The organism is Haladaptatus sp. (assembly GCF_049589095.1).
Taxonomy (GTDB): domain Archaea; phylum Halobacteriota; class Halobacteria; order Halobacteriales; family Haladaptataceae; genus Haladaptatus.
Genome location: NZ_JBAWAC010000130.1, coordinates 1 through 2715 on the forward strand (window position 1 = coordinate 1; position 2715 = coordinate 2715).

The following is a 2715-nucleotide window of genomic DNA, read 5'->3' on the forward strand; positions in this document are numbered from 1 at the left end:
TCCTCCCACGCCCAGACGAAGCCGCCTTGGAGGCTCTCGTCCCTGAGCAGTGCGGCGAACGCGTAGCCCAGAACGGGGTCCGCGGTGTCGCCGGATACCTCGTCAGCCGACAGCGGACGGTCGAAGACCCGAACCGAATCGAGCGTTATCGTTCCGCTGTGGCCGTGACCGTGACCATGGCCGTGATCGTGATCGTGGTTTCCGCCGTGGCCGTGGTGGTCGTGGTCACGACCCCATTCGTCATGGCCGCCACGATGGTGTCCGTCGTGATCGTCGTGATGACCGCCGTGGTGATGACGGCCATCGTGATGATGCCCGCCTCCATGGTGGTGGCCGCCGTGGTGGTTTCCGTCGTTTTCGTTCCCGATGACGAGCGGCCCGTCGCCTCCCGGCAGTTGCCCGCCGTCGTGGTCGGTGGTTGCCAAGCGCTCGCCGTCGAGGTAGAGGACCAGTTCGTCTGCCCCAGCGGTGGCGACGAGGGTGTGCCAGCCATCGCTCGCGTCCCGGGGAAGGCGGGCCGTGACGGCGTTCCGCCCGTCACCGTGGACGCTGAAGGTGAGTTTCCGCCCGCGGTCGAGGGTAAGCGCGTATTCGTCGTCCTTCGAGACGAGCGTCCGTTCGGTTCAGGAATCGACCCCGCTCAGTGTCAACGCGAGCGTGAATCCGTCCTCGAAGTCGAGCGCCGGGGACGTTTCGACTTCGATGGAATCACGCTCGTCGTCCAGCGTAATCGCGCCGCTATCCTCCCCGATTCCTATCGTGGGCGTGCCGACCAGCACGCCGTCGTTGTCGTTGCCGGTTTCGTCGCTGGCCGTTCTGACCGGCGGTTGGATGTGTTCGGACCACATTGCGTGGACGAGGCCCAAACTGTTGCCCATCGCGTGATTGTACTCGCCCATCACGACGGGACGTTTGCCGTCGCCGATGCTAGAGCCGTCCGCGACGGCGAGCAGGCTGTCCACGTCCGGGTAACGCGGACCGAGCATGTCGCTGTACTCGACGTTCCACCCGCCGCCGTTCGGTTGGTGGTACATGAGACGGTCGGGCGCGAGTCCGTACACCGGGCCGTCGTAGGATTCGACGGCGCTGACACCGGCGACGTCGCTGGTGTCCTCGGGGAGGTACTCCTTGGAATCCATGGCGAGCGCGGCCATGTTGAGGTGTTCGTTGCCCGTTCCGGCCTCGTTGCCCGTGGACCACGCGAAGATGGAGGCGTGGTTGCGGTCCCGGAGCACCATTCGACGGAAGCGCTCGACCATCGCCTCGTGGTATGCCTCCGTGTTCGCCGCCAAGCCCTGCCACCAGTGCGTTTCGACGTCCACCTCGTCCACGACGTAGACGCCGTACTCGTCGGCGAGTCGGTAGAACGACGGATCGTTCGGGTAGTGGGAGTTCCTGATGGCGTCGATGTTGTTCCGCTTCATCAACGTCAGATCGGTCTTCAGCGTCTCCAGTCGCACCGCACGTCCGGTTTTCGGGTCGCCTTCGGGCCGATTGACGCCTCGAATGTTGACCGGCCTGCCGTTGACGAGCACCTGTGCACCGGGCGTTCCGCGCGTGGTTTCGTACGTTCTGAACCCGATCTTGTCTGTCATCGCCTCGGTCGTCCGGCCGTGGCGGACGAGTTCGAGGCCGACCGTGTAGAGATTCGGGTGTTCGGCCGACCACTGCTCGGGTTTTCTGACGTCCGTTTCGAGCGTTACCGTCCCGCCGTCCGAATCGACGCGAACGCCGTCCCAAAGCGATCTGACACGCCGCCCGTCGGGGTCGAAGAGGTGTGCTCTGACGGCGTATCGTCCCGCCGGGTCCTCGTCGTAGTTCGCGATCTCGGCGTCGACCCGGAGGTGTCCGTCCTCGTAGTCGTCGTCGAGTCCGGAGCGGACGTAGAAGTCCCGGACGTGCACTTTCGGGGTGGCAAAGAGGTAGACGCTCCGATGGATGCCGGAGAACCGAAACATGTCGTTGGTCTCCATCGCCTCGCCGTCCGAGAACCGGTACGCTTGGACGGTTACGGTGTGGTCGCTTCCCGCCGAAACGTGTTCGGTGATGTCGAACTCGCTCGGCGTCATCGACCCTTCGTGGAAGCCGACGTACTGGTCGTCCACCCAGACGAAGTACGCCTGTTTCACCGCCGCGAAATGCAGGAACACCTCGCGTCCGTCCCAGTTCGACGGCACGGAAACCGACCGTCGATACGTTCCGGTCGGGTTGGTATCGGGAATCTCGATGTCGTATCGTGGATCGAGGTTGCCGTCGAGTGCGGGGTCGTAGCCCTCCCACGTGATGGAGTTGTTCAGGTAGATGAGTTGGTCGTACCCCTGCGTCTGCCAACTACCCGGCACGTCGACCTTCTCCCAGTCCGTCACGCTGTCGTAGCTCTCCGGCCTACTTGCCGGATGCGTATAAAACCTGAAATCCCACTTTCCGTCCAGTAGTTCGACGTACTCGGATTCGGCGAACCGTTCTTCGAGTTTCGTGAACGGTTCGTCGGCGTCCATCGCCGCACGGACCGACCCGAACGGCACCGCCGCGGTGGCGTGTGTCGGTTCGGTCCCCTGTTCGAACAGCCCGGGGTCCGCGATGTAGTCGGCCAGGTTCCCGACTCGTCCGGGGCCGGACGCCGTCTCCGGGACGAGCGACGAATCCGCCGCCGCGATCCCGATTGCGCCGTTCGCCGCCGTCGCAGCGGCGAACGTCGCGACTCCGGTCGCTTGT

At 64.5% G+C, this 2715-nt stretch carries 1 protein-coding gene and 1 pseudogene; both read right to left on the reverse strand.

Annotated features, from left to right (window positions below; all coding sequences use genetic code 11):
* Window positions 1-557, reverse strand: a pseudogene (locus WBV42_RS04525) (LamG-like jellyroll fold domain-containing protein); the annotation flags it as partial.
* A gap of 66 nt (window positions 558-623) precedes the next feature.
* On the reverse strand, window positions 624-2715 hold a 2092-nt coding region (locus WBV42_RS04530), incomplete at its 5' end, for a glycoside hydrolase family 2 protein (RefSeq protein ID WP_423984974.1).